27 protein-coding genes are annotated in these 25,751 nt (G+C 40.2%); 6 read left to right on the forward strand and 21 right to left on the reverse strand.

Annotation, left to right across the window (positions count from 1 at the left end; all coding sequences use genetic code 11):
• Nucleotides 1–62: 62 nt before the first annotated feature.
• The 3 genes from AAFF35_RS17885 to AAFF35_RS17895 form a co-directional block, all read right to left on the reverse strand.
• The gene (locus AAFF35_RS17885) at nt 63–434 is read right to left on the reverse strand and encodes a hypothetical protein (RefSeq protein ID WP_342327891.1); all 372 of its coding nucleotides are present in this window, start codon (nt 432–434) and stop codon (nt 63–65) included.
• A 373-nt stretch (nt 435–807) separates the two neighbouring features.
• Entirely contained in the window at nt 808–1,284 is a 477-nt protein-coding gene (locus tag AAFF35_RS17890; protein WP_342327892.1) for a YMGG-like glycine zipper-containing protein, read from the reverse strand.
• Nucleotides 1,285–1,337: 53 nt separating this feature from the next.
• A complete protein-coding gene (locus AAFF35_RS17895; RefSeq protein ID WP_342327893.1) occupies nt 1,338–1,577 on the reverse strand; it encodes a hypothetical protein in 240 nt (79 codons plus the stop codon).
• A 175-nt stretch (nt 1,578–1,752) separates the two neighbouring features.
• Here AAFF35_RS17895 and AAFF35_RS17900 point away from each other — a divergent pair, with 175 nt between their 5' ends.
• From AAFF35_RS17900 to AAFF35_RS17915, 4 genes are all read left to right on the forward strand, one after another.
• Nucleotides 1,753–1,959: a cold-shock protein gene (locus tag AAFF35_RS17900; protein ID WP_062548063.1), complete on the forward strand. Its 207-nt coding sequence runs from the start codon at nt 1,753–1,755 to the stop codon at nt 1,957–1,959.
• Nucleotides 1,960–2,042: 83 nt separating this feature from the next.
• Nucleotides 2,043–2,888 carry an SDR family oxidoreductase gene (locus AAFF35_RS17905; RefSeq protein WP_342327894.1) on the forward strand — a complete coding sequence of 282 codons (846 nt, stop codon included), beginning with the start codon at nt 2,043–2,045 and terminating at the stop codon, nt 2,886–2,888.
• Nucleotides 2,889–2,926: 38 nt separating this feature from the next.
• Nucleotides 2,927–4,324, forward strand: a complete 1,398-nt coding sequence (locus AAFF35_RS17910) for an MBL fold metallo-hydrolase (RefSeq protein ID WP_342327895.1) — start codon at nt 2,927–2,929, stop codon at nt 4,322–4,324.
• A 249-nt stretch (nt 4,325–4,573) separates the two neighbouring features.
• Nucleotides 4,574–5,920 (forward strand): OmpA family protein, encoded by a 1,347-nt coding sequence (locus tag AAFF35_RS17915; RefSeq protein WP_342327896.1) that lies wholly within the window; start codon nt 4,574–4,576, stop codon nt 5,918–5,920.
• A 121-nt stretch (nt 5,921–6,041) separates the two neighbouring features.
• On the opposite strand, the gene AAFF35_RS17920 is transcribed toward AAFF35_RS17915, so the two are convergent.
• The 9 genes from AAFF35_RS17920 to AAFF35_RS17960 form a co-directional block, all read right to left on the reverse strand.
• Nucleotides 6,042–6,404, reverse strand: coding sequence for a hypothetical protein (locus AAFF35_RS17920; protein ID WP_342327897.1), 363 nt, complete (start codon nt 6,402–6,404; stop codon nt 6,042–6,044).
• 162 nt (nt 6,405–6,566) lie between these two features.
• On the reverse strand, nt 6,567–7,571 hold the full coding sequence (locus tag AAFF35_RS17925) for a TerC/Alx family metal homeostasis membrane protein (protein ID WP_342327898.1): 1,005 nt from the start codon (nt 7,569–7,571) through the stop codon (nt 6,567–6,569).
• A gap of 45 nt (nt 7,572–7,616) precedes the next feature.
• Nucleotides 7,617–8,579 carry a hypothetical protein gene (locus AAFF35_RS17930; protein WP_342327899.1) on the reverse strand — a complete coding sequence of 321 codons (963 nt, stop codon included), beginning with the start codon at nt 8,577–8,579 and terminating at the stop codon, nt 7,617–7,619.
• A gap of 9 nt (nt 8,580–8,588) precedes the next feature.
• Nucleotides 8,589–9,686 (reverse strand): toxic anion resistance protein, encoded by a 1,098-nt coding sequence (locus AAFF35_RS17935; protein WP_342327900.1) that lies wholly within the window; start codon nt 9,684–9,686, stop codon nt 8,589–8,591.
• Between the two features lie 32 nt (nt 9,687–9,718).
• Nucleotides 9,719–10,333, reverse strand: coding sequence for a TerD family protein (locus tag AAFF35_RS17940; protein ID WP_342327901.1), 615 nt, complete (start codon nt 10,331–10,333; stop codon nt 9,719–9,721).
• A 6-nt stretch (nt 10,334–10,339) separates the two neighbouring features.
• Nucleotides 10,340–10,894, reverse strand: coding sequence for a TerD family protein (locus tag AAFF35_RS17945; protein WP_074604599.1), 555 nt, complete (start codon nt 10,892–10,894; stop codon nt 10,340–10,342).
• A 1-nt stretch (nt 10,895) separates the two neighbouring features.
• Entirely contained in the window at nt 10,896–11,732 is an 837-nt protein-coding gene (locus AAFF35_RS17950) for a phosphoribosyltransferase family protein (RefSeq protein ID WP_342327902.1), read from the reverse strand.
• Nucleotides 11,729–12,424, reverse strand: a complete 696-nt coding sequence (locus AAFF35_RS17955) for an HAD family hydrolase (RefSeq protein ID WP_342327903.1) — start codon at nt 12,422–12,424, stop codon at nt 11,729–11,731. The genes AAFF35_RS17950 and AAFF35_RS17955 overlap by 4 nt, the downstream gene beginning before the upstream one ends.
• Before the next feature lie 129 nt (nt 12,425–12,553).
• Nucleotides 12,554–13,120, reverse strand: coding sequence for an AraC family transcriptional regulator (locus AAFF35_RS17960; RefSeq protein ID WP_342327904.1), 567 nt, complete (start codon nt 13,118–13,120; stop codon nt 12,554–12,556).
• A gap of 190 nt (nt 13,121–13,310) precedes the next feature.
• On the opposite strand from AAFF35_RS17960, the gene AAFF35_RS17965 reads away from it, so the two are divergent.
• Both AAFF35_RS17965 and AAFF35_RS17970 read left to right on the forward strand, forming a co-directional pair.
• Nucleotides 13,311–14,537 (forward strand): multidrug effflux MFS transporter, encoded by a 1,227-nt coding sequence (locus AAFF35_RS17965; RefSeq protein WP_342327905.1) that lies wholly within the window; start codon nt 13,311–13,313, stop codon nt 14,535–14,537.
• 29 nt (nt 14,538–14,566) lie between these two features.
• Entirely contained in the window at nt 14,567–15,199 is a 633-nt protein-coding gene (locus tag AAFF35_RS17970) for a class I SAM-dependent methyltransferase (protein ID WP_342327906.1), read from the forward strand.
• A 119-nt stretch (nt 15,200–15,318) separates the two neighbouring features.
• On the opposite strand, the gene AAFF35_RS17975 is transcribed toward AAFF35_RS17970, so the two are convergent.
• The 9 genes from AAFF35_RS17975 to AAFF35_RS18015 form a co-directional block, all read right to left on the reverse strand.
• Complete coding sequence (locus AAFF35_RS17975) at nt 15,319–15,555, reverse strand: hypothetical protein (protein ID WP_342327907.1); 237 nt, start codon at nt 15,553–15,555, stop codon at nt 15,319–15,321.
• A gap of 42 nt (nt 15,556–15,597) precedes the next feature.
• A complete protein-coding gene (locus tag AAFF35_RS17980; protein ID WP_342327908.1) occupies nt 15,598–16,485 on the reverse strand; it encodes an Rpn family recombination-promoting nuclease/putative transposase in 888 nt (295 codons plus the stop codon).
• Nucleotides 16,486–16,627: 142 nt separating this feature from the next.
• A complete protein-coding gene (locus tag AAFF35_RS17985; protein ID WP_342327910.1) occupies nt 16,628–17,593 on the reverse strand; it encodes a hypothetical protein in 966 nt (321 codons plus the stop codon).
• A 314-nt stretch (nt 17,594–17,907) separates the two neighbouring features.
• Complete coding sequence (locus AAFF35_RS17990) at nt 17,908–18,639, reverse strand: hypothetical protein (RefSeq protein ID WP_342327911.1); 732 nt, start codon at nt 18,637–18,639, stop codon at nt 17,908–17,910.
• Nucleotides 18,640–18,667: 28 nt separating this feature from the next.
• Nucleotides 18,668–19,459 carry a hypothetical protein gene (locus AAFF35_RS17995; protein WP_342327912.1) on the reverse strand — a complete coding sequence of 264 codons (792 nt, stop codon included), beginning with the start codon at nt 19,457–19,459 and terminating at the stop codon, nt 18,668–18,670.
• A gap of 22 nt (nt 19,460–19,481) precedes the next feature.
• Nucleotides 19,482–22,913, reverse strand: a complete 3,432-nt coding sequence (locus AAFF35_RS18000; protein WP_342327913.1) for a carboxypeptidase regulatory-like domain-containing protein — start codon at nt 22,911–22,913, stop codon at nt 19,482–19,484.
• A gap of 145 nt (nt 22,914–23,058) precedes the next feature.
• The gene (locus AAFF35_RS18005) at nt 23,059–23,982 is read right to left on the reverse strand and encodes a FecR domain-containing protein (protein WP_342327914.1); all 924 of its coding nucleotides are present in this window, start codon (nt 23,980–23,982) and stop codon (nt 23,059–23,061) included.
• A gap of 58 nt (nt 23,983–24,040) precedes the next feature.
• Nucleotides 24,041–24,640: a sigma-70 family RNA polymerase sigma factor gene (locus tag AAFF35_RS18010; RefSeq protein WP_342327915.1), complete on the reverse strand. Its 600-nt coding sequence runs from the start codon at nt 24,638–24,640 to the stop codon at nt 24,041–24,043.
• Nucleotides 24,641–24,707: 67 nt separating this feature from the next.
• A complete protein-coding gene (locus AAFF35_RS18015; protein WP_342327916.1) occupies nt 24,708–25,748 on the reverse strand; it encodes a two-component regulator propeller domain-containing protein in 1,041 nt (346 codons plus the stop codon).
• Nucleotides 25,749–25,751 lie beyond the last annotated feature (3 nt).

The raw sequence follows: 25,751 nt of genomic DNA on the forward strand, positions 1-25,751 counted from the left end.
AAGCTTTGTCCATTATTAAATTATAAACAAAGAATTTCTCTTAAATAACGATTGGTATTGATTTATTTGATGTTAATCATAAATGTCTGCTTACGAACTTCGCCCTCAGACCATGTGTTCAATTCATTAGAGATGATCCTGCCGAAAGCATCTATGACCATTAACCGGATCTTTTGATTCTTCTTTGAGACCACTTCAGTCTTCAGGTCAAAATCACCTGAATAGAAAAAAGCAATGTCATTACTTCCCTTATCAATCTCTACATTATACGCTTTACTATAAACCTGATAATTTATCTCACAATCATTACATTCCACTCTTAAAAGCCCTTCCCGTTTAAGAATCACATTGGACAGGTTGTCCAGCGAAGTATCCTTTTTACAGCTGCTTAAAAACACAAGAATAAAAAGTAATAAGGTGTATTGAATTTTCATTTTAGGTCGTGGTTACGAATTGATAAAGGAAAAAACCAAGCCAATACACCATTAGTCAAAAAGAACAGGCCACATTTGGCTATGAAACTACCCCAACAAGCATTCCAATAGGGTTTTCTTCCATTTTATTAATTTTAAATTTTCTCAATTGCTTTTTATTTCAAGTGGTTTATTTTCCCAAAACCCGCCCCATTGTGGGCAATTTTCTACAATTTTAAAATACGGGACTCGTACCAATTTCTTCATTAGCAACCCCAAAAAATCAATTCAAAGCTTAAAAAAGAGGATAAATTTAAATCCCATAAAAAAAGCCAGGCAAAAAATCCCAACATGGAGATTTTTTGCCTGGCTTTTTTAAAAGCTACGTGTATAATTAATTCTTAGGCTGCACCCGTCCTGATTTTCTGTCCTGTGCCCTACCAATCACATATCCCGTACCTGCACCAACAACTCCACCTATGATCGCACCTCTACCGTCTTTTTTGTCGATAAGAATACCTCCCAAAGCGCCTGCTCCAGCACCGATAACAGCACCTTTAGCTGCCTGACTCCAGCCTTTTTTCTTTGCAGGAGCGGGAGCCTCATTAACAGCTGTATTTCTGTTGCTTCTGTCAGCGGCTTCATTTCGTTCGGCAAGCAAAAGCGTTCTTTTTTCTTGTTTTGCTTTTTCTTCTTTAACTATGGCCAATCTTTCTTTCTCCCGGGCATCTGCTCTTTTAAAACTATCCAATCTCAGACTGTCTTTTACGGCAACAATCGCTTGTTGCTTGATCATCGCCTCCTGCTTGGCATTGTTTGAACATGCAGATAAAATTATCGCCAATGCCGCTACTGAAAATATCTTTTTCATAACTATAGTATTTATATTATACATGGTATACTGTAAAAATGATGCCAAACTCCTTATTTATCCATCAATGGAGAATAACCAGGGCGCTCATTGGTGTCCCGATCATCGTCTTCCCCGTCTGGATTCCCCGAAATACGGTCATTATCCGTATTCAAATGACTATAAAAAGAGAAGGTTTCTGAAGACTGGTCAGCATCCAGTCCCAGGTTATCCGGCTCTTCATAAGTCCTCTTTTTAGGTCTGTCATCATTTGCAATCGGTGTTGTTTCTTCAGGATTCGTCTCTTTATTCATTTTATCAGTTTTATATTTCCTAAGGCAGTTCCTTCTTTATACCTTAACAATCTTCGTTTAAATAGGTTTTAACAACATTAAACACCAGAAATTTAATTTACAATCCCCCCTATTTTAAGATTTTGATATTAATATTCTATTCATTATTTTCACATCGAAATATATATATAATAATATGCGTACAACAGGAAAAGTTAAATGGTTTAATTCTGCAAAAGGATTTGGATTTATAACTCCAGAAGATGGAGGAAAAGATATTTTCGTACATTTTTCTGCGATTGCAGGAGATTCATTCAGAGAGTTGAATGAAGGAGACAGCGTAGAATTCGAATTGAATGAAGGAAAAAAAGGTCCTGAAGCGTCAAACGTAACAGTTCTTTAGTCTTAATTCATTTCATAAAAGAGGGGTATGTCCAGGCATTACCCCTTTTTTTATTTCCTTCTACCTTCATAAATACGATAAAAATGCCCAATACTGATCCCTCAGTAACACAAACCATCAGCGTTCTCGGTTGCGGCTGGTATGGCCTGGAACTTGCGAAAAAACTGGTCTCCTTAGGATATCTGGTGAAAGGTTCCAGTACCACTGCAGAAAAATTGCCCATACTTTCCAATGCGGGAATTCAACCTTACCTCGTCGACTTTCAGGAAGATGGGGAACATTACGATCCCGATTTCTTCCAGACAGATGTATTGCTCATCAGCGTTCCACCAAAGCGAAGCAGTGGCACACAACAGACCTTCTATAAAAAGATAGCAGGCATTGCCGGCGCAGCGCAAAAACAACAGGTTAAACAGGTGATATTTATCAGTTCCACCGCAGTATATGGAGACCATAACCTCGAAATCACAGAATCAAGTACTCCTGAACCAGACACTGCATCAGGCATGGCCATGCTGGAAGCGGAAAAGCTATTGATCGCTCAAAGTACGTTTACCACAACCGTTCTTCGTTTTGGAGGTCTGATCGGGCCCGGCAGAAATCCCGGAAGATTCTTTGCCGGAAAACAGGCTGTACCCAACGGACAGGCGCCTGTAAATCTCGTACACCTTACAGATTGCATCAATTTTACCGTATCGCTGATCAAAAGTGCAGCATTCGGAGCTATATATAATGTATGCTCCACGGATCATCCCAGCAGACAGGACTTTTATACTAAAGCGGCTGAAGTTTCCGGCCTCCCCATTCCTGGCTTTGTTGATGAACTGCTGCAATGGAAGCGTGTTTCTACCCAACATATTGCCCCAAACTTCCACTATCAATATCTTATCGGTAATTTTTCAACTTGGATGGATACGGATAAATTATAAAAAATGATAACTTGGCTCCAAGAAGGAAGACGATACATATGAAATTGACCATTTGGGGAGCAGCGAGACAGGTAACAGGGAGTATGCATTTGCTGCAGTTAGAAGATTATAATATACTGGTCGACTGTGGTCTGGATTATGAGAAAGATACCTATCAGGAAGAAAATCAGTATTTTCCTTTTGATCCCGGCAGTATAGATGTCGTCATCTTGACCCATGCACACATTGATCATTCCGGTAATCTACCTACCTTGATCAGAATGGGCTTCGAAGGACAAATCCTTTGTACCCCTCCTACGGCAGACTTAACGGAATTGCTGTTATTGGATTCTGTAAATATTTTCCTCAGCAAACAAAGCAAATCTAAACCTAAAGGGCGTCGCGGAAGAGGCTCCGGTTCTGGTCCGCAACCATTATATCTTCAAAAGCATGTCATGGATACCGTAGAACGATTTGTGACCATTGGCTTCCATAGAGATTTTCGTTTAAACGGCAACGTTTCTCTAACTTTCATCCCTGTTGGGCACTTGTTAGGTGCAGCAGCAGTGGTCCTGACCGTACAGGATCAGGGCAAGGAAAAGAAAATTGCCTTTACAGGAGATCTCGGTAGAAACAATTATCCGGTATTGGTAAATCCAGAACCCATTCCTCAGGTAGATTACCTGGTTTCAGAATCCACCTATGGTGGCAAGCTCCACAGCACAGAACTCAGCTTAGAGCAAAAACTAATAAATACCATTAATGAATCCTGTATCAAATTTCCAGGCCGACTGATCATTCCTGCTTTTAGTATTGGCAGAACTCAATCCCTGGTTTACGCTTTGAATCAGATTTTCAGTAAGGGTTTACTGCCCCCTGTTAAAATTTTCGTAGATAGTCCGCTCGCAGAATTTGCAACAGACATCTACCGCAGGCACCATGAACTGGTGAATGATGATGCTAAAGAATTTTACAGACAAAAAGGAGATCAATTTGAATTCGAAGAACTCTCCTACGTACATGATAAAAGAGAGAGTTTATCTATTTCAAATTATCATGAGCCTTGTATCATTATTTCTTCTGCAGGGATGCTGGAAGGCGGCAGAATACAGGACCACCTTTATTATAACATACAAAACTATTACTGCACGATCTTATTTATAGGTTACTGTGCAAAGGGGACATTAGGACATCGTCTATTGCGCGGGGATCCTATCGTCAGACTTAGAAACCGTGATTTAATGGTGTATGCAACCATCCAGCAAACCGATCTTTTAAGTGGTCATGGGGATCACAATGATCTGGTCAATATGATAAAACATCAGGACATCACGCAATTAAAACGTGTATTTCTCGTTCATGGTGAAGACAAGAGCACACAAAGCCTGTCAGAAGCCCTTGGCGAAATCGGTTATCAGGTGAGCATTCCGGAAAAGGGAGAAATCTTTGAACTGTAAGGTCGAAAGGGTTCTTCTGCCATTTAATTTCTTTCTAAAAAGTTACAATTGTAGCAAATACTATACAGAAAAATAGACTATTTATCAAAAAAGATATATTTCCTAAATATTCCGTACCATACATTAACCAGCTGATTATTAGCTTATTCTAATTTATTTTCAATCAAAAAGACCTTTGGCAAGATTATTACAAGGAGGTTAGCAGTTCAGCGGAACAGCTGAATGCTCATCTATCTAATTGAAAAGAAAATGAAATCTAACATTACAAAAGCCGCAATGGTAGTTGCCCTATTGGGAGTATCATCGCAATTATTCGCTCAAGATACAACGCCTGAAACTACAGGTCGTTTTGGAAAAAAAGAATTCCGTACCTGGTCAATCGGTGGCCATGCAGGTGTGTTGAGTTCTAACACCATCTTTAATGGTAACGGACGTGATTTCCAGGCAGCTCAGGAATCTTTGGGTTACGGTGGTTATATCAAAAAACAAATTTTACCTGCTTTAGGTTTACAAGCTGATTTCTTAGCGGGTAAAGTAAAAGGATTAAGAGGTTTAAGTGGTTATGATGCCAACAACAATCCGCTTTACACTGCAAATTCAAGTTTTGAAACAAAATTAGAGTGGTCAGCAGCTTTAACTGCTGTTTATAACCTGGCTAACATTAGCATCAACAGAGAGAATGCAGTTTTGATTCCCTATGTAAAAGCTGGTGCTGGTTACATGTCATCAGGCGCTGATGTAACTACAGGAAGCGTAGTTGACAAACAATCTTACAGAGAAGGATATTTCATCCCGGTAGGTGCTGGTTTCAAACTAGGTATCGCTAAAGGAATTAACTTAGACTTCGGTTACGATGTAAACTTTGTTAAAACTGGCAAATTTGACGGTCTTAACACTGGTAAATTCGATAAATTCTCTTACGGACACGCAGGTTTAGAATTTGCTTTGGGTAGCAAAGAAAAACCACAGCTACAAAATTACAGCTCATTGGCTAACTTACGTAACCAAAGTGCAGAAGAAAGTGCTGACCTAAGAAGAGCTTTATCTACAGCAGAACAAAATGCTAAAAGAGATAAAGAAGCAATGGAAGCTAAATATGCACAGGAAATGGGAGATGACGACGGTGATGGTGTAGCTAACAAATTTGATAAATGTCCAGGTACACCTTCAGGAACTATTGTTGACGGTGCAGGATGTACATTAAAAGCAGCTCCAGCGATCATCAGAGAAAAAATCATCGTTACCGAAGCTGACAAAAAAGTAGTGAACGAAGCGATCAGAGATTTAGAATTTGATTTAGGAAAAGCGACTATCCGTGCTAAATCTTACCCTACATTAAACCGTGTTGCTGCGCTATTGGTAGAGAAAAACTTCAGCTTAAAATTAGCTGGTCACACAGATAACACTGGTTCAATGGCTTTAAACTTACGTTTATCGAAAGAAAGAGCGGAATCAATCAAAGCTTATTTAGTATCACAAGGTGCAAATGCTTCACGTATCGAAGCTACAGGTTACGGACCTAACCAACCAATCGCAACTAACAAAACTGCTGCTGGTCGTCAGAAAAACCGTAGAGTTGAATTTAGTTTGTTCTAGTTTAATCAATTAATAATGAAAGGCCGGCAAGAAATTGCTGGCTTTTTTTATGCCCTGAACTCCCGGATACCCCAGAAACAGATGAGCTTAATTCATGAGAAAGCTGAGGAAGATTATCCTGTTACAAAGAATCAGGCTCCCGCTCCGGCAGATCAATCCCCCTGACTTCCATACTGGCACTCTCAGGATATAAATAAACAGACAAGCGCATCTTTTCTGCATCCACCTGATCGATGGCACTACACACACTATATTCTTCTACCACATAATTTGCCTGAATACGGTATTCATTCGTTCCCAGTTCCTCCAGACTCCCTTCTTCGAAAGTTAGCTTTCTTACCTTTTCTCTGAAATGATAGCCTTGCAGCATGATCTCCAGCTTTTCCCTACCTGCGATCAAAGTAAGAAGGACCGCAGCATTCCGGTCTATTGTCAATAAGGATTTGTTTTCGTCAGTAAGACCAAGTATAACGGAATGTCGCATGGAAAATAATTTTGCTAAAACTAAACTTAAAAAGCAAGATTACAAAGAAGCAGAAAGCACCTATTCAATCTCAAAGTATCAGGTACTAAAACAGATAACCTCCACAAAAAAGCCTGAACAGCATTACACTGTTCAGGCCTTTTCCGCATCAAACCGCCAAAATTACTTTGGTTCATTGATGGCTTCTTTCTCTTTAGGAGCGAAAATCAATGAAGCGATCACCGATAGAATCAGCACCCCTCCTACTATAGATAAAGATAGTGGAGAAGAGATGTGATAAACCGGTGCGATCACCATTTTCACTCCAATAAATGCCAGGATAATTGCCAATCCGTATTTCAGTAAGCTGAACATGTGGATGAAATTGGCCAAAAGGAAATATAAAGCCCTTAAACCCAAAATGGCAAAAATATTAGAAGTATATAAAATCAGCGGATCATCCGGCGCAATCGCGAAAATCGCCGGGATGGAATCTACCGCAAAAATTAAATCCGTGAACTCAATTACCGCCACCACAACCAATAATGGCGTAGCGACCTTAATACCATTCTCCACGGTAAAGAATTTAGCGCCGTCAAACTCTTTACTAACTTTAAAGAACTTATAAACCAAACGTGCACCTGCACTTTGGCTAAAGTCTTTTTCCTCATCATCGTCATCACTTGCAACCCATGATTTGATACCTGCATAGATCAGGAACACCCCAAAAACGGACAAGATGACGTTAATCTTCACCAGATGCCCCAATACCATCATTTCGGGAAGGTAAGTCAGGTTAATCAATCCTACACCCGCAAAGATGAAAATCGCACGGAACAGCAAGGCACCGATAATCCCCCAGAAAAGCACTTTATGGTGCAACTCCTTGGGCACTTTAAAGAATCCAAAAACCAGGATAAACACAAAGAGGTTATCAACTGATAAAGCTTTTTCAATCCAGTAAGCTGATTGAAACTGGGTGAATTTTTCAAATCCGGAGGTCGCATAAATTACACCACTGAAAGCCATGGACAATGTGATCCATACAATAGACCAGATTGCCGCCTCTTTGCTTGATACCGCATGCACCTTCTTATTAAAAACGCCCAAATCCAACAGCAACATCACGAGGATCAGCACTGCGAACCCGATGAGTACACCGGGGTGATTAATCAAATTATTATCCATTTTTTACTTTATAGTTTTAATTTACTTGTATTTGCTTTAAAAATGCTAAAAAAGATCGGTTTTAAGCATTGCTTTTAAAATATTTGCCTGCACATCGAAGTTATTCAGATGGTCAAGGAAATTGATGTCTGATATTTTCAGGTAGTTTTCCTCCAAAAGGTCAATAATTTCTTTAGGAATATAGGATTTTAGCGCCGCAGCACTGCTTTCCAGCTTATCGTTCTTATAGGAAAGCTCCTGAATGATCTTTTCCTTTTCTGAGAGATTCGTTGTCCAGTCTACGTCCTTCAGCACATTTAAATCGCAGAACAGAAACAGGTTCCTGCTGGGAAAGAAAAGAAAATGGCGGTCTATATCTAAAAATTTATACACCTCAATAATCAGCTGTCCCGACTTTAACCCATAGAAAAACTCCGTTTTAAAATCATACTTACACAACAACCCCATTAGTTTCTTTTGAATGCTTGCATTCACATCTATATACATGTCTTTGGGATCGAAATCGATCAGCTGACTGAGCTGTTCCGGACTGATGTGGTAGAAGAAATCTTTGGCATACCTGGAGCTAAAGGAATTGATGTTTTTTGAAAAGGGAAATTCGGTACTCAGTTCGGATAAAACCTGGAACAACTTTCTTAAAGATAAATTGATCTTCAGGGTTTGTTTCTGTTTATCCAGTTTAAAATTCTTATCCGTAAACACGGTATTGTTCATCCGCTCCATCAATTCCTCATTCAGATGAATTTCATCGTAAAGCAGACTTACATTCTTTTCATTGTTTTTCTTAATTTTTCTGAGCAGCTCAATGACACTGGAGGTAAACTGAACATGAAACAGCTCCAGTTTATCGATATCCAGATCTTCATTGTTTTCAAACAGCTGATGGATCACCTGACTGCGCAGATATATTTTATACACGGATTCCTCCTCAAAGAACACAGAGAGCAGCTGTAAACGGCTGATCTCTGTGCGGGATTCCTTTAAAATATAAACACGGCGTTCATCCATTGATTAATTTTAATTAACGCGGGTAACGTTTTTCTTCAGTTCTGCTTCCAGGGTTTTCAATTCCCCATCCAGCACCCTTCTGCTTTGGTTACCTTCTTCATGAATTTTCTTCACCTCATTCAATGTTTCGATCAACGAATTGGTCGTCATTTTCAAGGTTTCAAGAGACACTACGGTTTTCTCATTTTCCTTAGCCACATCAATGCTGTTTTGTTTCAGCATTTCCGCATTTTTCTGTAAAATGGTATTCGTGGTATCTGATATTTTTTTCTGCATTTCCACATTGGCTTTTTGCCTTTGCAGTGCCACAGCAATTGTCAATTGGTTTTTCCATACCGGGATCGTAGTAGACACAATCGACTGTGCTTTTTCAGCAATAGAAGTATTGTTGTTCTGTACCACCCTGATCTGAGCCAGCGACTGCAGCATGATAAAGCGAACAATTTTCATGTCTGCCAGTCTCTTGTCCAGCCGGCTAAGGAAATCTCTTAAATCCGCAATTTCATAATCCTGATAATCTGCAGGTCTGCCTTCCATCTCCGCCAGCTTTACACTCAATTCGTTGTATTTCAGCTGTCCTGAGATGATCAGTTCTTCCATTTGATGAATATACGAGACATTGCTGTCAAACATCGTCTGAAGTGAGCTGTTGTCTTTGATAGAGTTCAAACGGCCTGCCTTGATCTTATTAGTGATCTTGTCAATGTTATTCACCACGACATCATACTTCTGGAAGAGTTTTTTAACGTCCACCACCAGGTTTTTCAGAAATGGTATTTTTGAAATGAAAGATTTAAAACCACCTTGTTCCAATTCAGAAACATCGATATAATTCAGTTCCGTCAGCAATTCGTTGATTAATCCACCAACTTCACCACTGTTATAGGTTCTTACAGACGATAAAAAATCATTACTGTATTTCTCCATAGAGTTCTGTGCCTCCACCCCATAATTCAGGATAGAGTTCACATCCGAAGGCTCCAATGACTTGTTCAGTTCATTGTATTTTCTGCTCTCTTCAGGGGTAATCGTGGTTAAATCAACATTTCCGTCCTTATCCAGTTTTACAGGCGTAAGGTTTTGGGTATTACTTGGGTTTGTTTCCATAATTTAATAAAATGATCATCAACCTTTAGAGCCTATAAATAGCTTTGTGTTACGGTATTTACCGTTTCTTCTAATTTTTTATCTTTTGTAGGTTCTCCGATCGCATTGAATTTCCATTCTCCGTTTCTCTTATAGAAGACACCCATCACCATAGAAACATGGCCTGCAAAGTTAGCACCGTTTGCAATGTCGTAAGTGGCAAACACTTCATTTACACGCTTAGGGGTTCCTTCATAAATGCGGATTGAAGCAAAAGGAATTGTTCCAAAATCATGACCTCTGAAGCTGTTCAAGACGAAAGCCACATAGTTAACCGCAGGGTTAAGCTGAGAGAAATCTAAAGTGATTACCTCATTGTCCAGACCGTCATCACCGCCCATATCGCCAGTTAAATCATCACCACTGTGTTTTACCGCACCGTCTTTAGATTTTAAACTGGCAAAATAAACCACGTCCAGCAGTTGCTTGCTGTCGTTGTATAAAGCACAGCTCGCATCTAAATCCACTGCTTCTTTATTTTTACCAAAACCAAACATGCCTTTTTTCTCAATGGCACCCCAGTTAATTCCTACACAAATATTTTGAAGTTTACTTCCGTTACTTTTTTCAAGACTGATACGTTGTCCTTTTTGCAGATTGATTGCCATAATTTCCTATTGATATTTGTTTAAATAATCTTGTAAACCACCTTTCATTCCCATTCCTACCGCTTCGAATTTCCATTTGTCTTCACGTTTATAGATTCTTCCGAATTCAACAGCCGTTTCGATGGAGAAATCCTCTTCCAGCTCATACTTTAAGATCACTTCATTGCTTGAAGCATCAAAAATACGAACAAAAGAGTTTCTAACCTGTCCAAAATTCTGTCTTCTGGCTTCTGCATCATGAATCGTTACCACAATACAAATTTCCGCAACTTTTGGATCTATATTGGTCAGGTCAATTTTGATTTGCTCATCATCACCATCACCATCTCCCGTTAGGTTATCGCCGGAATGCTCTACTGCTCCGTCAGGTGATTTCAGGTTATTGTAAAATACCAGGTGCTGATCTGACACTAATTTTTTCTGATCATCTAATATAAAAATAGAAGCATCTAAATCGAATGCGGTGCCTGTAGAAGAGCTATTGGTATCCCAGCCCAGACCGATTGAAAATTTAGGGGCATTAATGTTTTCTCTTTGCCCTTTTTGCAAGTTAATCGCCATATTAAATCAATTTATAATTGTTATTATGTATGTAGTTCTTTAAGTAATTCAAATTTTCTGAATAGGATTCTATCGTATGGTAGCTGTTGCCTAACGACAGGTCGTATAGATTATTGATAAAATCTGTACTCTGACGCTCCAAAAAGATAGAAAAACTATTAAAATCGCAATTTAGGATATATTTAACAATCCGCGTATTTATACAGAAATTTCCTCCCTGAATAATTTCTTCCAGGTCAAAAATAGATTTCACCTGATGATAATTCAAATGATTCTCTACATTAGGATGGATTTCTTTGTTCATCAGCTCTGCAAAATACAGCATATGAATGTCGTTCTTCAAGCCATATTCCTTCACCATTTTCAGGATCATGCGTTCATGACTGCCGGTAATCTTTATGTCGTCCAGAAAAAGCAGCGTTTTACCCTCCAGAAAATCTTTATCAATATGAAAAGAGTCATTTCCGATCAGGGTCATGCGGTCTTCTGCACTCAGTGCTCCGTAATCTTCTTTATAAGTGATCGTCCGGTGGACTTTTGCTTCCTGAACAACCAGTCCTCCATGTTCTACCAACCACCTGTTCAACTGCGAAACGAAATAATTTTTCATCGCAAAAGTTGCCGTTGGAATAAAGCAATAAGGGCTGGAAATGACCACAATCTGTCCCGTAATAAAATTTTCGGTCAGGTAATACCGGATAAATCCATCCGCAAGGTCTTTACCAAATGACCTGGCCACCTGCTCATCACCGAACTTAAACCGGCTGTAATCGTCGGCTTCAAATCCAAAATGATCCGTGTTGTGGATTTTATGTAAAGAATAGGTGTATGGTATCATGAAAGTAAGTGTGAAATGGACAGATGATTTGAATTGATGAGTAAGCTGTTGATGCCAATGGCTTCAGCCCCTCTGACATCCGCAATTGGATTATCTCCAATATGGATGATTTGTTTCAGTTCTATTTGTGGGTGTTTTTTCTGATCAATAGTATCCAGCATCAGCTGAAAAAATTCGCGGTTCGGTTTGGACAGACGGAATTCATCCGAATACAACTGAAAATCTAACAGGCTATCCAAGTTCAAATGTTTTAATACTTTTCTTAATGTTTTTCCCTTAATGAATCCGGTATTGCTTAAAATACTTACCGTACTTAAATCAGATTCCCTTAACCGACTCAATACGTCAATACATTCTGAACAATATAACAGGGGCATATGTTTTAATAATAATGCTTCCATTTCTAAATATAATCCTTCAACATCGATGTCCTGGAAAGCGGTAGAGTAGTCATTAATGATGCTGATCACCATGAGGTACATTTCATCCGCATCGATATTCTTTCCGGTTTTTTCGTTGATGGCATTCACCATCAGGTCTACCTGCCTAAAGACCAAAGCAACTTCTTCTATCGTTTTTTTTGTGGCATTAAAATTCGCATGAAAGTATTTCGTTCTTTCAATTTTAAAGGCTGGATCTGACTTGATTAAAGTTAACCAAAGATCAAAGGAATAGTGTTTATAAAAAGGCATCTTAAAGGGGATATTTTCCAGTCTGATTTATTTAGGACTATAATGTTACAAATTTTGGACTGTAGTTGGAAATTAAATTTACCAAGCTGAGAATAAACACAGTCTGGCATTTCTTCTCTTTTGCAATGATTATTTCAGCTTATCCAGTGGGTTTCTGCGGTTTGAGCCTGTGTTTTTATATTTACTGGGCGTCATGCCGGTCAGGGATTTAAATTGAGCCGATAAATGTGCGCTACTGCTGTATCCCATCTTGTACGAAATCTCGTTCAGGTTCAGTTCTCCATATTCCAGAAGTTCTTTAACCTTTTCAATTTTCTGTTGAATGATGTATTTTTCAATGGTAATTCCTTCCACATCCGAAAACAGACGGCTTAGATAAGCATAATCTTTGTCCAGGCGGTCGGCAATCAGGTGCATCAGGCTTTCGTTGATCTCATTAAGGTCGGAATAGTGAACAAGTTCAATCACCTTATTTTTAATCTGCTCAACCAGCTGATCTTTTTCTTTATCGATCAGCTCAAAACCAAGGATCTGAAAAGAGGAGGCAATATCCTGAAGCTGGTGTGCATCAGGTTCAGGAGAAACTTCCACCTTTCCCAGCGTAATGTCTTTTACTTCAAAATGGAGGTGCTCCAATTGCTGGCGAACGATCATTACACAACGATCGCAAACCATATTTTTAACATATAACGTCATATTCCCAGGTTCTCTTCAATTAAAAATAACAATTCAAACTACAAAAATAATACCTTTTGCCCCCGCCCAACTTACATAATACTGCGTAAAAGTTATATAATTAGAAGAATGTTGATTTGATGTTATCTTTTTACTTTGAGACCAGAATCCGCACTTCCGGAAAGTACAATCCCTATATTTGCTTCCTCAAATGACAAAACAGAAATACTTCCTCCTGATTCTTCTGCTAGGATCACTCACGGCCCTTGGTCCTTTTTCCATAGACATGTACCTGCCCGGATTTCCCGCGATTGCGAAAGACTTAAATACGACGGTCCTTCGGGTCTCCTTATCCCTTTCCAGTTTTTTTATCGGGATCTCGGCCGGACAACTCCTGTATGGACCATTATTGGATCGTTTCGGACGAAAAAAGCCTTTGTATATCGGACTAAGTGTCTATATCCTTGCTTCCGCAGGATGTGTATTTGCGACCAGTCTTGATGCCCTGATCGCCCTTCGTTTTATGCAGGCGATAGGAAGTTGTGCCGCAGCAGTAGCCTCTATTGCGATGGTGAGAGATTTATTTCCTGTCAAAGAAAATGCAAAGGTCTTTGCTTTACTCATGCTTGTGGTTAGTGTTTCCCCAATGGTGGCACCTACGATTGGCGGATACGTGACCGTTGCCCTGGGATGGCATACGGTATTTATTATCCTGATGGCCCTGGGTCTGTTGAACCTCATTGCCAGCTGGCTTTGGCTTCCCGACAGTTTTCAGCCGGATACCAGCCTTTCTTTAAAGCCCATCCCCATTATTAAAAACTTCCTTTCTGTAGTTAAAGAACCTCAATTTTACACCTATGCCTTCACCGGAGCATTCGCCTTTTCAGGGCTCTTTGCCTATATTTCGGGTTCACCTTTGGTCTTCATCGATATTTTTAAGGTTTCCGAAGAAGGATATGGCTGGATCTTCGCCTTGCTATCTGTAGGATTGATCGGCTCCAGTCAGGTCAACACCCTGATGCTTAGAAAATATAAAAGTGAACAACTGATCCTGGCTGCATTAAGTTGTCAGCTGATCATTGTATTGTTTTTCCTGCTTGGCAGCATCAACCATTGGTTTGGATTAATAGAAACCATTGTTTTGCTCTTTTTATTCCTATGCTGCCTGGGCTTTACCAATCCGAATACTTCGGCTTTATCCCTTGCCCCTTTCAGCAGAAATGCCGGAAGTGCCTCTGCATTGATGGGCGCTGTACAGATGGGATTGGGCGCCTTGGCTTCCTTTGGCGTAAGTATGTTTGACCTTAAATCGGCTGTGCCGATGGTCGCAATCATGACAGGAACTACGATCGTCGCGTTATTGATCTTGTTGATAGGCAGAGGAAATATCAAAGTTCAGGTGCAGGCAGATAAAGATAATGCTATGGTGATTCACTAAATTAGGAACAAAATAAGTAGATATAAAGCATGACAAATGATAGCGGCAAAACTGAGTTTTGGGAATCCAGCTTTATAGAAAAGCAGGAAATGTGGGGCTTTGAGCCCTCAAATTCTGCAATATTGACAAAAGACTTTTTTGTCGAAAAATCAATAAAAAATATACTTATTCCTGGAATTGGATACGGACGGAATGCGCAAATCTTTAAAGACAACGGAATTACGGTAACGGGTATTGAGATCTCAAAAACTGCTATTGAAATGGCGGAAAAACATTACGGCAACGAGATGACGATATATCATGGTTCAGTCACTGATATGCCTTTTGATCAATCCCGGTACGATGGAATTTTTTGCTATGCTTTAATTCATTTATTAGACAGTAACGAAAGGAATAAACTAATCCGTGACTGCTATTCACAGCTATCAGAAAATGGTTACATGGTTTTCACCGCCATTTCGAAAGAAGCTCATACCTATGGAAAAGGCAAGTTTCTTAGTAAGGATCGTTATGAAATATTTGATGGCGTTAACCTGTTTTTCTATGACCGTGCATCAATCCAGGACGAGTTTGGCGAGGCCGGGCTATTTGAAATCATAGAAATTACCGAGAATTTCCCTTTCTTTTTAATCAAATGTAAAAAAAGTAGCAACACCATCTGATATATCTGAATTACTCGTGCATAACAAAGGTCTTTCCTGGGTTCGTAAATCCTTTATTATTTCAGGAACCTCTACCATGAATAAATCAGAAATACCAATTATTTCTTTAAACATATAAATTATAGCTGTTCTACTTCTTCGATGGAAAGGCCGGTGCTTTTAGCAATTAACTCAACTGACACACCTTCTTTTTTGAGATTTATAGCGATTTCTAATTTCCCCTCTAACTTTCCTTCTAACTTCCCTTCTAATCTCGCTTGTTCAGCTGCCTTTTTCTCCGCGTAACGAATACCGGCATTCCAATCAGATTTTGCTTTCACATCCGAGTGGTACAATTCACGTTCTTCTTCGGTCATTTTTATCATTTCCGCAGTTCTAAATATTTTTTGGGATATGAATTATAGCTGTTCTACTTCTTCGATGGAAAGGCCGGTGCTTTTAGCAATTAATTCAACTGACACACCTTCTTTTTTGAGATTTATAGCGATTTCTAATTTCCCCTCTAACTTTCCTTCTAACTTCCCTTCTAACTTCCCCTCTAATCTCGCCTGTTCAGCTGCCTTTTTCTCCGCGTAACGAATACCGGCATTCCAATCAGATTTTGCTTTCACATCCGAGTGGTACAATTCACGTTCTTCTTTGGTCATTTTACTCATTTCTGCAATTTTAAATATTTTTTGAAATATCCTTTTGTCCAGAAAATCAGGAATTTTATCCAAACGACTCAGGTTCTTTAAAAGATAGAACCATTTATCCAGATCTGTTATCAGTTCGCTTTCCTTTTTATCAAAATTAGGCAATTCTAAGAACTTGTAACCCATCCCTTTGTAAAAAATCTTTCCGGTATCCCTGTTTATCAGGGCAATGTTGTGCAGGTAATTGCTGTTGATTTTGTTAAACTGGAACTCCATAATACCAATCAGGTAAACTTCCTTAAGCGGTACATCCCAATTGGACGTTCCTCTTGGCAATTGGGCGCTGATCAATCTCGACATGTAAAAAACGCATCTGTCCTTAAAAAACTCCTGATCTGTTCGCTGCATTTCTATGATGAAGACTTCTCCATCAGCACCTGTACAAGTCAAATCAAAGAGTACTTTTTTCTCTTTCGCATCTTCACCAGCATGTTCGGTAGGGCTATAAGTGATATCCGCAATTATTTTTTCGCCTTCAAATAAGGCATTTAAAAAATCAATCATGATGTCTTTGTCGGGCTCATTACCAAAAATGTGTTTGAACCCATAATCGGTAAGCGGATCAATGTAACGGCTAGCTATTCTTGTCATTATGTTCAGTTAAAATGAACACAAAATACGACAGATCAAACCGAAAAACCTGAGAATCCAAAACAAAGTTTTCTAGTACAAAAATCTGAATTTCAAGGCTTTGCCTTGAAATATTAAGCCTTAATTATACCCTCAATATTCTTTATTTTTCTATTACCCTAAAACCGGGTCTTTTATCCAGTGCGTATTGAATATTCAAGTTGATCACGCCTTGCTTTTTATTGACCTGTACTTTCTCCAACATATTTAGTGAGCTCTCATCTAAATTTAAAATATTGTCATCGTTAACCTTAATCTCTGTCATCAGGTAGAGCTGCTCGTCTTCAGATACATTCGCTTGAATATCCTGGTCATTGAAGTGCCAGTTTCTCATGGAGGAATTCTCGATAATGGAATACATTGATGCTTTATTAAAATTGATTAATTCAGCAATTCTTTCCGGTTCTCTGGAACCCCTGTTTAACTTGCAAAGTGATACTTTAATTTCTTCTGGCAAAAAGACAACGTCTTTAGGCAATTGGCTTGCAAGATTAAGCATGATCGCCACCTGAGGTTCTGCAACCAGTGCCCGACACATCGTTTCACTGATTACAATATCAATTACAGACGAGGGAACATCCCATAATGAAGCATCACATTGATGAATGTTTTTAACATAAGCATGCAAATCGAACAAGTCGATCACCTTTTCTAATACCTCGATACTTTCAGGATTAATCTCCAGAAATGTAAATTGTACCTCTTCCGGCCTGAGCATCATCATAATCGGTAATGCGAGTGTTGCAAATGGGCCAGATCCAGCATATAGAACATGGATTTGCCTTCTATTTTCGCTTATTGCTCCTAATACAGATGAATAAAGAGCCCTTGAAAAGCGTTGGGTTCTAAAAATTTCCCTGATACATTTTGCGGCCCAAAAAGTGCCTATTGCATTGCCATTAAGCGTTTGAATATGTGCTCTCCCAGCCGAACCATTAAGCTCGAATTCCTCAAATAAAAGATCCGCATATCCCATTACCGCGGGCGCGAGTTTATCATGAAAGTTTTCGGGATGGAGGATATCTATACTATACTGGGACAGTCGCTCTTTTAATTCTGTTTTTTTCAATTTGATCAATAGTTATCTGGTTAATTATAAAGTATAGTATGCAATTGCCATTCAGCAACAAACAGCTAAATATCAGACCATTAACACCCACACAAGACCTGAAATCTTCTTTCCCCCGGGATCAGGCAGATTAAATAGCTCCCTCTCTCCAAAAACTTAATATTTTACATGAATCAAAAGTTGATTATTAAAATAAGAGAAATTATCACAATAATAAGAGAAAAATATGAATCCTCTACATTTAGATTAGTTTGTTTTTAAAACTGAAAAACCCCGGATAAATATCCGGGGCTCGATTCAAAGCGTCTGTTAATTTAAATTTTGAACAGGCTGACTGCGTCCAGCTGATTGGAAGCCGGTGTCACAAAATAGGTTTGCACCCTTCCTGTTTCCCCTTTTTTGGGGATATAAAGCTGGCCGGTTCCACTTTTGCTCAGCCCCTCGCTATCGTTAAAGGCCCATTGATCTGTAGTGCCTGTTTTGACAAAGTACCAGGTATAAGTCTCATTGGTATCTTTAAAACCTTCAGTAGTCACATAATCTGAATAGGTCCAGGTTGCAGGTTTTACGTTCCTGGCGATATAGACCGTCTGTCCTTCCTTATTCTTCATAAAAATATCTATCCCATCGTTACTCTGGGGATAATAAATATAAAAAGCCATCTTGTTGGTGGAAGGATCTGCCGCCGGAGCTTTGATCTCTAAGGGGCTACCGTTGATAAACACAAATGGAAAAAAACGTTCCAGCTCAGGAGTATTCAGGCTCAGCTGATTTTGATAGACTTCTTTTCCTGAAATCACATCTTTAATTTTTAATAAGACCTGCCCTTGGCTAGAGGGATAAGTATACACTTTACCAAAATTCAATTGTTGGTCTGCTGCAGTCTTAAATTTATCATAGACCAGTGCATCCAGGGACACTTCCAGTTCACTGTTTCCAATGTTATAACCTCTGATTTGTAGGCTAACCGCTTTTGTCTTTATATCCTCTTTATTGCAGGACGCAAGTCCTGCTGCTACTATGGCAAGCAGCATTAATCTTTTCATATTGATCATCATCTGTTTCGTTGTTGAGCTATTGATCTAATCGGGTAAAAAATCTCATCATACCTCCTGAAGGAGCTTCAGAGAAAATGTAAAGTTTGGAAGATGGAGTGGATGCCACGGGCTTTGGTGCTGTGGACGATAGCGGATTCCAGGAGTATGCTGTTCCATCAGTATAAGGGATGTCCGTTCCCGCCTTACAGATACGGACGACAAACGACACCGTAGTCATTACCCCATTATACTCTTGTTTGGCGGTAGAAAATGTGGGTAAGGTAATAGGCGGGCAAAACTCATAAGGTCTCACATTTTTTGCCCTGGCAAGCTCCTCGAATACCTTAGGTACCGCATAATATTTACCAACCACAAAGTCAACAGGCTCCGTATAATTGGTAGTGGTTGGCTGGAACATATAGATTAGTTTGAGCTTGCCCTCTTCAACAGCGGGCTTTTCCGGCATTGAACTGGTCCGGCCATCTATATATAAAAAGTTCACTTTTATCCCGGAGTCCTCTTTTTTTAGCTCCCTTTCCAGCACCAGCTTTCCGGAAGTCTTCTCCGCAACCCTAAGCTTAATCCGATTTTCATTTGGTCTGAAAGTATAAGCAGTTGTACTTTCAAAACGGGAATTAGGCTGCAATGGAGTAAGAAAGTCAGTCGTATCCAACTTAACCGTCAGTTCTTCAGTACTTGCATTGTAGCCGATCAGATTGATGCCAAATAGCTCATCTTTATAGAGAAAATCCTGATCCCCTTTATTACAGGCAGTCAACACCAGCAGCATAGTGCATAGACAGGTCAGGTAAAGTTTATTCAATTTCATGATGTTAAAAATTAAATCCATATTAAAAGTTGTAAGATAAGCTCAGACTGAACGAAGCACCGATCCTGCGGATGAAAGTATCTGTATCTCCAATCCGCCTGATTTTCCCCTCTGGGGTCGTCTCAGTATAGCCTTTTTCATATTTCTCCGAAAATCCATCTTTCCATTCATAGATATCTGACCAGTCAATCATCGTCGCGGTATTTGCTCCCGGCTTTATGCTATAGGTATCATCCGAATTAATGAAGAAACGGTAAGGGCTGTTGAGCAGGTTGCTCATATTAAACCTGGCTTCCATCTTTTTGCTTTTCAAGAACTTATACCCCAATTGTGCATCTAACTGGTTACGTGGTCTTTCGAGTTCAGAATACTCGGGCTTCATCCCTACGGTAAATGTCTTGTAGCCCGAATGATTGAAGGCTATGTTGGCACTTAAACGATTCCCCTTATAGTTTAAGCCAATATTATACAATACAGGTACCTGACCATATAGTGCCCGCTTTTCTTTCAAATAGGTCTTGGTTCTGTAGGCATAGGATTTACCATCATTATCCAGCCCGTAGCCCATAGTGGAATAGCGAAAATCGCTTGCCTGTACTTCTGAATTTTGAAGTGTTAAGTTTCCGCTGAAATAGATATTGCTTAAAAAATTCCAGTCCTTATTTAGGAATTCCAGGCTTTTGCGTACGTCAAACTCCCATCCGTTCACATTGGCATAGTCAGAGTTGGCCGTGATCAAGTCAACTGCCCCACTGCTATTGGTTACGTCCAGGTACATTTCCACAGGGTTTTTGAAATGCTTTTTGAAATAACCGGCAGAGAGCACCTCGCCTGGTGATGGATACCATTCCAAACGCAGGTCATAGTGAGAAATCAGCGTAGAAATTACACCAATATTCCGCTGTATTCTATTATGAATATGATTGAAACGCGAGAAACTGGAATTCTCAATCAATGCAGGTCTGACAGCCGATTTGGCATAGGAAGCGCGTATGTTGAAGTCAGTTAGTGGCGTAATGGTAAGATTTGCAGAAGGCAGGTACAACCATTTCTTTTCATCGGCACTGGCATCCAGGGTCTTATGCACCAAATTCCCGGTTTCCAGGTCTACATAACGGTTCTTTTCCAGATCCTGCATTTCCGACTTTGCTACCTTATCTGCGGCAGAATCCTTTATCTTTTCATATTTATAATACTCTCCCCTGATCCCCCATACCAAACGAATCCAGCTGTTAAAACGGTTGTCCATCATCCCATACCAGGCCTGGTTACTGTTCCTTCCAGTATAGTTGTTATTGTTGAAATCAGAGGGGTGATAGAAAAGATCATGCAGGGGATCGTTAAAATCAATGTTCCAGGTTTGTACCGGTCTAAAGCCACCGGTAAAGCCCTTTGCCGAACCAATTGGTAAAACGCTCCAGGCAAAATCACCCTTTTTATTCAGCAGCTGATAACCGGCCTTGAGCACCTGTGCTGACTTCCCGATACTGAACTTGTAGCTCAGTGCAGCGTCGGCTGCCCAATTGGTTTCTACGTATTTATACGATGAACGGCTTAAGGGCCCAGGATTTTCAGTAATGTTACTTGCCTGATAAACATAGACAGTACTATTCTGCGTGGTTATAGGCCGCAAAATAGCGTCTACTGCATCTTGTTCATGATTGTTCACACGATTACGTGCCAACCCCCAGTCGAACTTTAACCGGCCAAAAGTATGTTCAGCACTGATGCGGTTCTGGAACAGATTGACAAATTTCGGGCGGTCATATTCGTTGATGGCCGGATTTTCCCCATAGCCGATATCCTCTCCCCAGCCAGAAACACGAAAGAACTGATCGGCAAAGACTCTGGAATAGAAATTACGCAGGGTAATCTTGTGGTTCTTACTGTTCCAGCCAACATTAACCAATGCAGCCAAACTGGTTGTAAAATTATATTGACTGGCCGTTGTCTCCTGTAATTCCTTATTCGTAACCGGATCATAATAATTTTCACCAAGTTTGTTGAACCGGCCGCGCTCATAATGAGAAAAGTTATCTATAGCCTGTTCATTGCGGTAGCTCAACGAACCCACAAAACCTAAACGGCTATCTTTTAATCCGTAGCTCCTGCCCAGGGTAAACTGATAGTTCTGTCCGGGAGCAGCCTGATAAACACGCGTTCCAAATCTTTGTAAACCACCGATTTTTTTGTTTTGTGCAGCAATCATATCAGGCGTAATTTTTTCAACTCCAGCAGGTGGATTGGTATTAGCTGGATCCGTGGGGATATAATTTGTCTGTGTAAAAATTACAAGATCCTTCGGAAAATGATTTCTATTTCCATCATCAAAACCCAGATAATCATTTTTTCCACGTTGATAGCCCAAAAAATCCTTGCCGGTACTGCCATTGATGTACTTGCTCCCCAAACTGAAGGACATGAAATTCTGGTCTGGTATTGCTATGGTATTGATCTGTACCAACCCTCCACCAAAACCAAAGCTCATATCCGGAGTAGCTGTTTTGGAAACCACCACATTATCTACCAGGCTGCTCGGGATGATATCGAACTCAAAGTCCCGTACCTGTACGTCTGTGCTGGGCAGTGTGGCCCCATCCATCATCGCCAGATTATAACGCTCGGCAATACCCCTGATCACTACGCGTCGGTTATCGTTGGCACTTACCCCGGAAATGCGCTTCAGGGTTTCACCGATATTCTTATCCGGCAGTGCAGAAATCTGTTCCCTGCTGATGCCATTTGAAATGTTCGCTTCATTTTTCTGACGGGCGTAAAGGCTATTCACACTTTCCTTTTTAAAGGTTCCTGTAACCACTACCTGATTTAAACTTTTTGCTGAAGGGTTCAGTACCACATTAAGGTTGGTTACCTGCCCGGCTTTCACTTCTATATCCGTAATGCGTTTGGTCTGAAAAGAAATATAGCTCAGTTCAAGTGTGTAATTTCCAGCAGCAACATTGAGGGTATAACTTCCGTCTACACGACTTTGAGTAGTCTGCCCGGTCTGAATGAGCTTGATACTGGCTCCGGGGAGTGGTTCGCCACGGTCATCAATGATCTTTCCGGCAATCCGACCAGGCTGCTGAACGGGAATTTTGACAGGACGATCTTCTTTGGTATACAGTACTACTGCTCCTCCCTGTTCCGTGAAGGCCAGGTTACTGTGCTTCAATAGCTGGACAAGGATATTCTTTAGCTTTTCTTCATGATAGTTCGCCGCTTTAACCGATATGGTTTTAGCAAGTGAAGGGTCATAGGCAAGCCTTACTTTTGCTTTAGTTCTTAGTTGTTCCAGGGCGACAGACAAAGGTTGTCCTTCTCTGAACCGGATGTCAACTTTTGTTTCCAGCGCCTGAGGAAATGCTTCACTGGCATACAGCGAAGTCATGATGTTAATGGAGACGAAATATAGGATCAGTGATATTTTCACACCTATTTTGATTATAGACATTATTTTTTAATACTTTTATTGTGTTTACAAGTTAAACCTGGTGTTTGCTTTTTGAATGACGAGGAAGCGGCAATTTTCTGTCAGTAATGCAAGCACCAAAACATTCGGTATCTATCCAATAGATACCGTTTTTTTTTCTAGTAGACTATCTCATCAATATTACCTCCTTGTCTTTGATTTGATAATGAAGTCCATGTATCAGTTTCAGGTGATTCAAAATAGTTTTAGGGTCATCAGTCCGATAAAATTGCATCGAAACAGTTAAATTTTCGAGCGCTTTTCCCTTGAATCTGACTTCCATAGAAAAGGCATTGCCAAAGGTTTGTGCAAAAGATTTCAGCGAGACATTGTCAAGAATATATTCCCCGTTCAACCAGTTTTCAGCCATAAAGGTTGTGCTGTCCAGTTTTACCCTTTCGCTTACTTTGTTAAAAGAGAGTTGTTGTTTAGGCAATAAAATACCCAGTTGTGCTTTTTTGCTACGTATGGCAACTTTTCCGCTGAGTAAGCTCACCCGGATATCTGCTGCCAGAGGATCATTGTTGATGATAAACTTAGTTCCCAGCACCTGAGTGGTAATTTGGGAGGTATGTACCAGAAAGGGATGCTCCGGATCAGGACTAACGTCACAGTAGATCTCTCCCGCTGCCAACTTTACCTCCCGGTTTTGTTGTATAAAAGGCTGGGCAATGGCAATCTTTGCGCCGGGTCTCAAATGGATCGTAGACTGATCTGGTAAGCGGATCTCCTTAAACTCTCCTTTATTCGCCACATAGCTAACCCAAACCTGCCTGGCAATGGAAGGCGTTGAAGTCAGGTAAGCCCGATAACCGAAAGTTCCGGTAGTCATCAAGACTACAGCGGCTGCAGCAACATTAAACCAACGCCTTTTCTGTCGCTGTGTTCTTATCTTTCGGCGGATTTCGTCCAGCATTTCTTCGCCAGTCCTTGTTTTTTCCTGCGGATTGGAGAAAGCTTCAAAAGGCACACGGTCATCTGTACGGGAAAACCAGGCTTCGGCCTCCTGGTCTGTACTACGTCTTTCAGTGAATATATTTTTCTTTGCCATACATACAACTCTTCGCAGCGAAAGCCAAAATGTACTTTAAGAAAAAGCTATAAATACGTTAAATTTTTGTTAACAGGATGACCAGTATACCAGCAAGATTTGCAGGTTCTGAATAGAACCGCTTTGTTTGCAATCTAAGCCGTTCCAAAGCCATAGAAACGTTGTTCCTGACGGTTTGTTCGGACAGAGAAAGTTCTTCCGCTATTTCCCTGACCGATTTATTTTCGAAACGGCTCAATCGAAATGACCGTTTCATATTGTCCGGCATCTTCTCAATTTCCAGGTCCAGCAGTTCCTGTAGTTCTTTCGTCTCCAGTTCTGTAGGAGCCGGTACAATCAAAGTTTCGCTTTCCTGGTAAAGCGTTTCTCTCTGCTTGGTGCTGACTTGTCTTCTGTACCAGGAAATGGTTTGTTTTTTTGCTACACTGTTTAGCCAGGGCGCCAATGACTTGTCGGCGATAATCCTGTGGCGATAATTCCAAAGGTTAATGAATATATCCTGTAAGATGTCTTTTGTGACCTCTCTGTCATTAATGCGTCGATAGATCATGGTGTAAACTTCCGGCCAATATTGTTCGTAAAGCGCTTCGAAAGCTTTCTGATCGCCATTTTTCATCGCAGTGATTAAATCCTGATCGCTAAGTGTCAATTGATTCACGCTGCGAAGTTAGCATCAGCCAGGTTACCCTTTCGTTAATTTATCATGAACAAAATCCCGAAAAGCATTATTTACTTTTAAAGTTTGTGATGGTCTTTCCATCATAACGATACACGCTTCTCCCTCTCCCCATAGCTCCAAACCAAATACTTCCATCGTTAGCCTCCAAAATCCCACAAAACATTCCCAACCCTTTTATTGACATGATTTCGGTTATAATGGGCTTTTTATGGTACAAGGACTTTTGCTCATAACGGGAAAGTGCCCAACCTCCATTGGGTTTTAATTCACCAGTAGTCCAGATGTTTCCTTTTTTATCTTGCATTATAGCATAAGCACCCCTCTGCGATACCTTAGTAAAGAGACCGCCCTCATAACGCCAGAGACCAGGTGAAACGAACGACGTATCGCCTTTTTTATCTTCGATTATCGTTGCACCGAACCAAATATTACCTTTTCTATCTTCGATTATCGACCTGACATTGTTAAAAGCTTTACCGTCTTTGTTTCTGAAAACAGTAAATGTTTTTCCATCATAAAAACAGGCCTCGCCACTTGATCCAAACCAGAATTTCCCGGTTTTGTCTTCCATGATCGTGGTGATATCATTACTGGGCAGTCCGTCTTTTTTGGTGAAATTTCGAAAAGATTTCCCATCGTAACGGCTTGCTCCACCTCCTGTAGCGAACCAAATATGACCAGTTTTATCTTGATAAACTTGAAAAGCATGGTTACTGGCAAGTCCCTCTTTGGTGGTAAAATGTTGAAAGGATTTCCCATTGTAACAATAAACACCTGAATCTCTGGTAGCGAACCAAAGGTTTCCTTTTCGATCTTCCAGAACATCCCAGAAGCTGGGCGAACTTATTTTACTGGTGATATTGGTAAACGATTTTCCATCGTATCGAAACACGCCTCTGAAGGAAGCGATCAAAATGTTTCCGTTTCTATCTTTCTTTATATTCCGAACCATGCCATGAGGCACCTGGGAGATTTTACCTTTCGGGAGGGCTGTATTTTTGTTTTGCCTTTGGCAAGAACTGCCATAGACCAAGGTTAAGAGCAATATATATAAGCGTACGTATTTCATATTTTTTTTAAAAATCAATGC

This window comes from Pedobacter sp. FW305-3-2-15-E-R2A2 (assembly GCF_038446955.1).
Lineage (GTDB): Bacteria > Bacteroidota > Bacteroidia > Sphingobacteriales > Sphingobacteriaceae > Pedobacter.